The organism is Nitratifractor sp., from assembly GCF_015487065.1.
GTDB lineage: Bacteria > Campylobacterota > Campylobacteria > Campylobacterales > Sulfurovaceae > Nitratifractor.
On record NZ_WFQN01000167.1, the window covers coordinates 1 to 7,018 of the forward strand.

Here is a 7,018-nt window from a genome sequence, read left to right on the forward strand (position 1 = left end):
GCCGTTCCTACCCGGTAACACTGCACTACCGTGACCCCCGTGCCCCTGCCGTCACGCCGGACAACCTGGCTACCGAAACCGCCCGCACCGTCAAAGAGGCGCTGCAGCGGCACGAAGGCTCCCTGCTCGCCTTCCTCCCCGGCCTTCGGGAGATCCGACAATGTACCCGCCTTCTGGAGGGGGTAGGACCGGAGGTGGAGGTGCTGGAGCTCTACGGAGCTCTGGAGGCGCAGGAGCAGCGCCGTGTCATCCGCCCCGCATCCCCCGGCATGCGCAAAGTGATCCTGGCGACCAATCTGGCCGAAACCAGCCTCACCATCGACGGGATCCGCATCGTCGTGGACGGCGGCTACCGGCGGGAAGTCTCCTACGATGCCGCCGTCGGGATGGAGCGGATGCGGACCCGTCCTATCGCCGCCGACTCTGCCCGCCAACGGGCCGGAAGGGCGGGACGTACCGCTCCCGGGGTCTGCTACCGTCTCTGGCACGAGCACCGGGCATTGGCCCCCCGCAGCACGCCGGAGATCCTTCAGGCCGACCTGGCACCTCTGGCCCTGGAACTGGCCCGCTGGGGAGCCGCCCCGGAGGAACTGGGCTGGATCGATCCGCCGCCCCGGCAGGCGATGGAGGAGGCGATCCGCCTGCTCCGTGAACTGGAGATGCTGGAGGATCGGGGATCCCTCACCCCCCTTGGGGAACGCGCCTTGGATTTGGGGGAGCACCCGCGCATCGCCCACATGCTCCTGCGGGCGGCGGAGATGGAACTGGGCTACGAGGGGGTCCTGCTGACCCTGCTCCTGACCGAACGCCTCCCGATCATTCGCAGTGATGACCTGGCCGAGGAGATGGAGGAGCTCCACCGCCTCCTGTCGGGCTCCTCGACTCCCCCGACGCTGCGGCAGCGTTTCTGGAGCCTTCTCAGGCAGAGCGGTACGGAAGTACAAACCGCGGTCCGCAGCGACCGGGCCGGTCTGCTGACCGCCCTGGCCTATCCCGAGCGCATCGCCAGGCAGCGGGGGAATGACGGCGCCTACCTGGCCGCCTCGGGGCGGGGGATGACCCTCCCGCCCCAGAGCACTCTGGCCCGTCATCCGCTTCTGGCGGTCGCCGAAAGCTCCGGCGAAGGGATGACCCGACGGATCCGCCGAGCCGCACCCTTGAGCCACGACGATCTCCGAAAAGCCTATCCTCACACGGTGCAACGGCACCAAGAGCTGCGCTATAACGACACCACGGGCAGAGTGGAGGCACGGGAAGCGCTGCGCTTTCACCATCTGATCCTGGAACAGCGCCCCCTCCCCCGTCCCGAAGGAGAGGAGGTTTCACAGCTTCTGTTGGAAGGAATACGTCAGCGGGGCGTAGAATCTCTCCCCTGGAGCAGTTCGGCCAGTGCTCTGCGAGAGCGGCTCCTGGCTGCCCACCGGCACCGACCCGAATTCTTCCCCGACTGGAGCGACGAGGCACTCCTGGAGAGCCTGGAGGAGTGGCTGCTGCCCTGGATAGAGGGGATGAACAGCCTGGAAGATCTCAAAAACCTTGACCTGAAAAATATTATGGAGGGCTCACTGAGCTGGGAAGAGCGGCAGAGCCTCGATCGGCTTTTTCCCGCAACGATCGAGCTGCCCACGGGCACCCGGGCGGTCGTGGACTATGCTGATCCTGAAGCTCCGGTATTGGCGGCACGGCTTCAGGAGCTCTTCGGCTGGCGGGAGACCCCCCGGATCCTGGGGGGAGAGCTTCCATTGACACTGCAGCTCCTCTCCCCGACCCGCCGTCCCCTCGCCCTCACCCGGGATCTGGAGAACTTCTGGCGCCGGGTCTATCCCGAAGTGCGCAAAGAGATGCGGGGACGCTATCCCAAACACTACTGGCCCGAGGATCCCTTCACCGCCACACCGACCCGCCGGACCAAAAAGGGAATGGCCCGTCCTTAAATCTCCACGACCGCTCCGACGCCGCCTTGCAGACAATCCTCTCCAAAGGCGGTACGGAACATCTCCGTCGCCCGCTCTCCCGTGCAGTGGGTAGGACAGACCTGTCGAACCCCCAGGGCAACCAATCCCTCGATCGCCTCTTCGATCTCCCACTCCTCACTGCGAAAGAGGTGGAATCCCCCCATCACCAGAGCCAAAGGTTCTCCGGCCATCTCCGTGGCCCGCGCGGCGATCTCCACGATGCCGGCATGGGCACAACCCGTCAGCAGCACCGGCCCGATGGAACTGCGAATCAGAGCCGACTGCTCCCCAATCTCCGCCATCATCCCCGTGGACTCTACCCCGTCGAAGAGGGGCATCGGCTTCTCTCCGACCACGGTCACCCCGCCGCTTAGTCGCTCCAGATCCCGGATCCAGAGCTTGGAGAAGCTCTCGGTCAGGTAGAGTCGGATCGAGGGGGCCAGCTCCAGCACCGTATCGAGTCCGCCCACATGGTCCCAGTGGGGGTGGGAGAGCACCAGCTCCTTCGCCCGGTTTAGCTCCACTCCCGCGATCGAAGCATTTTTGAGCAAAACCCGCCCGTTGCTGCCGGTATCGAAGAGCCAGGGCTCCTCCTTTTCCGGTTCCACCCAGCAGGCAAAGCCCCAAAGCGGTGTCATCTCCTCTCGATGATGCACATTGTCAAACAGAATTGTCAGTTTCATCGTTTTCCCTTTCAGAGACTTTTATTTTATCCCTTATTACCACCGCAGCAAGTAACTATCTCAAACTTATGATGCGGTAATAAACCTTCTAAACTGATTGAGTACTCTGAATAAGCGAAATAATCGCTCCCCGTCATCCTGAACTCGATTCAGGATCCACGGTTTATTAGGCATTCTAAGCCCTGGATTCCGGGTCAAGCCCGGAATGACACAAATTGATCAGAGGATTAAACGGACTCAATACTCAACACTTAACGCTCATCCCCCAGATCCACGATCCACGCCCCGGGGATCTTCCGTTCGATCAGATACTCCGCCAGATCGAACCAGCGCACCCCCTCACTGTCCAGGATCGCCGCATCGGCACTGAGCACCACCCCCTCACAGCGTTTGAGCCGGCCATCCACTCCGTCCACCGCCTCGGCCTCCGCTTCGACCCCCAGCTCCCGGGCCGTCGACTCCACCAACACCGCCAACCGACCGCTGTTGGAGACAGGGCGGTCGAAATACCAGCGGCTCCGTTTCACCCCCAGCTCCCGTAGCCCCTTCAGGGCCAGGCGGATCGCCGCCTCGGTTTCGGCCCGGAGTGCATAGTTGCCGTGCACCGCCGCCAGATCCCGGATCCGGCCGTCGGTCCCACGGATCAGTACCCCGCCGCCCAGGGCTGTCTCCAGGGTGATCAGCAGATTGAAACCGTCCACACAGACCTGCTCTCCCCGCAGCTCCTGCGGACGGAGCCGACCGGCACGATCACTGCGGTCCCAGCTGGCGTGGCTCAGTGCCAGGCGTTCCCGGCCGGTCAACTGATAACGGTTGCCCACCAGCTCGGCGGCCGCTTTGGAGGCGTAACCCCGACGCAGCAGCCAGCTCAGGTCTTTGACCGCCTCCCGAAGCCGCCGCAGCCGCTCCGGATCGTGAAAGAGCCCGTCCTCCGGCGCCGGGCCCCGATGTTTCCTCACTTCTGTCCCTCCGGATCGTCGATCCTGCGCCCCCGGATCACTACAAAGGCCCCTTCGCCCCAGCCGGGACGAATCCCGCCTTCCATCGATTCCAGCCGCTCGCCAAAGAGGGTCTGCACCGCCTCCAACTCCCCGAAGCCCGCTTCCCGCAGCAAGCCGGCCACCTCCTTGGCGGAGAAAAAGGTCGCCGGAGCATAGAAGCGGCTTTCGTTTCGATGCTCCAGATAGTAGCGCCCCAGCGGAGTATCGCGATCCACGAAGCCCACGATAACCCATCCGCCGGGCCGCAGGATGCGCCGGATCTCCCGCAGAGCCTTTCTAGGATCGTCCACGAAGCAGATCGTCGTCACGATCAGAGCGAAATCGACACTCTCGTCGGGCAGCGGGATCTCCTCGGCCGTTCCTGGAATCACCTCAAGCCCCTTCTCCATGGCACGGACTGCCATCTTCGGCGAGGGCTCGATCCCCAGCCGGATCCCCAGCGGTAGAGCGAAACGTCCTGTCCCGATCCCGATCTCCACCCCCTCGGTAAAGGCCGGCAGCAGACGCTCGATCGCCTTGAGCTCCCAGCGATAGAGATCGGGATGCTCCTCAAATCACTCCTCGTACCGGTCCGTATGTTTTTCGAAGGGTTCGATCTTCGCCATTTCTCTGATAAATTTTTCTCCGACTTATATTGAATGAATCATTATATTGAATTGGTTTCCTCTGATCAAGGCTGTTAGTCAAAAGAGGTCAAAGTATCTCAGAGGTCACCTTTTTATGGTAGGATAATGGAAATTTTAGAGGAGCAAAAGGAGTCTGCATGAACCGATCGACACCTTGGATCATCATCTTGGGGGCTGCGACAGCCCTGCTGTTGAGCGGATGTTCCCCCAAAGCACCCCAACCCGGCAATGGAAACGGCAACGGCAGCCAATACGGCACCGAGGTCCCCGGGGGAATCAGCAGCACCGGAAAATATACCGGACAGGACGGCGTAAGCGCCAGCGGAATCAAGATGATCTACTTCTCCTCCGACCGCTATGATGTGGAAGGGGATCAGCTCCAGCGGATTATGAGCGATCTGCCCAAGATCAAACGCCTTGCCGCCGCCGGAAAAATCCGCGTCGAAGGCAACTGCGACGAAATGGGAACCGATGAGTACAACCACGCACTGGGCCTCAAACGGGCCAAAGCCGTCAAATCGATCCTGGTAAGCAACGGGATTCCCGCCTCCAGAATCGACGTCATCAGCTACGGAGAAAGCAACCCCGTCTGCACCGGCCACTCCGCTCCCTGCCATGCCAAAAATCGCCGCGCCGAGATCAACAAAGTCCAATGAGACGCGCCATCTACCCGGGGACCTTTGACCCCATCACCGTCGGGCATATGGATATCGTCCGGCGGGCCTGCAATATCTTCGACGAGATCATCATCGCCGTCGCCGAATCCAAGAGCAAGCAACCGATGTTTGCTCTGGAAGAGCGGATTGCCTTCGCCGAAGCGGCGACCCGGGAGTTTTCCAAGGTGAGGGTGATCGGCTTCGAGAATCTTTTGGTCAATCTCTCCGCGGAGCTGGAGGCTAACATCATCATCCGGGGTCTGCGGGCGGTCAGCGATTTCGAATATGAGCTCCAGATGGGATATGCCAACGCTTCGCTTAAGAAGGATCTGGAGACCATCTACCTCATGCCCAGCCTTGAGCACGCTTTTGTCAGCTCTTCGGTGGTGCGGACGATCCTCCACTTCGGCGGCCGGGTCGAACACCTACTTCCCCCGGCGGTTTATAAGATGATCACACCCGAAGGGGAGTAATGTACGTACTTTTCGAAGGGATCGACACCTGCGGCAAAACGACCCAGATCGAGCGTATCGCCCGCGAACACCCCGATGCCGTCATCACCCGGGAACCCGGGGGCACCGCTTTCGGCGAGAAGGCGCGGGAGATCCTCCTCACCGGCACGATCCGCTCCAAGCGGGCGGAGCTACTGCTTTTTCTAGCCGACCGGGCCGAGCACTACGAAGAGATCGTCCGTCCCAACCGCTCCCGGCTCCTCCTCTCCGACCGGGGCTTTCTCTCGGGGATCGGCTATGCCCTGGCCAACGGTGGGGCGAGCCTTGAGGAGCTGATCGCCCTCAACCGCTTCGCCATTCACGGGGATTGGCCCGACAGAATTCTCTTTTTCGAGACCGACGAAGCGACGCTCCGGGAGCGTCTGGGCGCCAAAAGCACCGACGGGATCGAAGCCCGAGGCATCGATTATCTTCTGACGGTTCAGACGAAGATGAAAGAGGCGCTCCCCAAACTGGCCATCCCCTATCTGACGATCGACGCCCGAGAGGATGTCGATGTGATCCATCAAAAGATCGTAACCTATCTCGGGATATAATCGCAAACAAACTTTGACTGTATTACGTCATCCTGAACTTGATTCAGGATCCAGGGGAGAATAGGCATCTCAGAGCGTGGATTCCGGGTCAAGCCCGGAATGACGAGACATATTCAATAGACACTATTTATCTAGTCCAAATAAAGAAGAAGGCAAAAGTATGATCAATGCACTGCGCGGGATGAAGGACCTGATCTTCGAAGAAGCCGAGCGCTACCGCTATATCACCGAAACCGCGGCGCGAATCGCCCAAAACTACGGTTTCTCCTACATCGAAACCCCGATCCTCGAAGAGACCCGCCTCTTCAAACGCTCCGTGGGAGAGAGCTCCGACATCGTGGGCAAGGAGATGTACCAGTTCACCGACAAAGGGGGCAACGACGTCTGTCTCCGCCCCGAGGGAACCGCCGGAGTGGTCCGGGCCTTCATCCAGGCCAAACTCGACCGCCAGCAGGGGCAGAAATACCGCTTCTTCTACTTCGGCCCCATGTTCCGCTACGAACGCCCCCAGAAGGGGCGCCTGCGCCAGTTTCACCAGTTCGGGGTGGAGAGTTTCGGCGAAGCGGGGGTCGAAGAGGATTTCACTCTCATTCAGATGCTTGCCGACATCTTCGACACCCTGGGGATCCGCTACAGCGTCAAGGTCAACTCCCTCGGATGCAAGGAGTGCATGCCCCCCTATCGGGAGAGCCTCGTCAACCATCTGCAGGATATCAAAGACGGACTCTGCGAAGATTGCCGCCGCCGCATCGCCACCAATCCCATCCGGGTCCTCGACTGCAAAAACGAGAGCTGCCAAAATCTGCTCAAAGCAGCACCCCGGATCACCGACAATCTCTGCGAAAAGTGCGACCGGGATTTTGACCGACTCAGGCATCTGCTCTCCGAGAGCGGCATCCCCTATGAGGTCGATGCCAATCTGGTCCGGGGACTGGACTACTACTCCGGGACCGCTTTCGAGTTCGTCAGCGACGAGATCGGTGCCCAGAGCGCCATCGCCGGCGGCGGCCGCTACGACCGCTTGGTGGAGTTCCTGGACGGCCGCCCCA

8 protein-coding genes are annotated in these 7,018 nt (G+C 61.1%); 5 read left to right on the forward strand and 3 right to left on the reverse strand.

The window, feature by feature from the left end:
- The coding region (gene hrpB, locus F8I07_RS09545; protein ID WP_292658925.1) for an ATP-dependent helicase HrpB at positions 1 to 1,934 on the forward strand (1,934 nt) is incomplete at its 5' end.
- On the opposite strand, the gene F8I07_RS09550 is transcribed toward hrpB, so the two are convergent.
- From F8I07_RS09550 to F8I07_RS09560, 3 genes are all read right to left on the reverse strand, one after another.
- On the reverse strand, positions 1,931 to 2,638 hold the full coding sequence (locus F8I07_RS09550; protein ID WP_292658928.1) for an MBL fold metallo-hydrolase: 708 nt from the start codon (positions 2,636 to 2,638) through the stop codon (positions 1,931 to 1,933). The two genes, hrpB and F8I07_RS09550, sit on opposite strands and share 4 nt — an antisense overlap.
- Before the next feature lie 251 nt (positions 2,639 to 2,889).
- Positions 2,890 to 3,597 (reverse strand): DUF434 domain-containing protein, encoded by a 708-nt coding sequence (locus tag F8I07_RS09555; RefSeq protein WP_292658931.1) that lies wholly within the window; start codon positions 3,595 to 3,597, stop codon positions 2,890 to 2,892.
- Positions 3,594 to 4,151, reverse strand: coding sequence for a class I SAM-dependent methyltransferase (locus F8I07_RS09560; RefSeq protein WP_292658943.1), 558 nt, complete (start codon positions 4,149 to 4,151; stop codon positions 3,594 to 3,596). Before F8I07_RS09560 ends, F8I07_RS09555 begins: the two co-directional genes overlap by 4 nt.
- Before the next feature lie 251 nt (positions 4,152 to 4,402).
- Here F8I07_RS09560 and F8I07_RS09565 point away from each other — a divergent pair, with 251 nt between their 5' ends.
- The 4 genes from F8I07_RS09565 to hisS form a co-directional block, all read left to right on the forward strand.
- Entirely contained in the window at positions 4,403 to 4,921 is a 519-nt protein-coding gene (locus F8I07_RS09565; RefSeq protein WP_292658933.1) for an OmpA family protein, read from the forward strand.
- Positions 4,918 to 5,394, forward strand: a complete 477-nt coding sequence (coaD, locus tag F8I07_RS09570; protein ID WP_292658936.1) for a pantetheine-phosphate adenylyltransferase — start codon at positions 4,918 to 4,920, stop codon at positions 5,392 to 5,394. The genes F8I07_RS09565 and coaD overlap by 4 nt, the downstream gene beginning before the upstream one ends.
- Positions 5,394 to 5,969, forward strand: a complete 576-nt coding sequence (gene tmk, locus F8I07_RS09575; RefSeq protein WP_292658938.1) for a dTMP kinase — start codon at positions 5,394 to 5,396, stop codon at positions 5,967 to 5,969. Before coaD ends, tmk begins: the two co-directional genes overlap by 1 nt.
- Positions 5,970 to 6,129: 160 nt before the next feature.
- Positions 6,130 to 7,018: histidine--tRNA ligase (gene hisS / locus F8I07_RS09580; RefSeq protein ID WP_292658941.1), on the forward strand; the 889-nt coding region annotated here is incomplete at its 3' end.

Coding starts and splice junctions, on each gene's coding strand:
- coaD (WP_292658936.1), top strand. CDS start 4,918: ATGAGACGCGCCATCTACCCGGGGACCTTTGACCCCATCACCGTCGGG.
- F8I07_RS09550 (WP_292658928.1), bottom strand. CDS start 2,638: ATGAAACTGACAATTCTGTTTGACAATGTGCATCATCGAGAGGAGATG.
- F8I07_RS09565 (WP_292658933.1), top strand. CDS start 4,403: ATGAACCGATCGACACCTTGGATCATCATCTTGGGGGCTGCGACAGCC.
- tmk (WP_292658938.1), top strand. CDS start 5,394: ATGTACGTACTTTTCGAAGGGATCGACACCTGCGGCAAAACGACCCAG.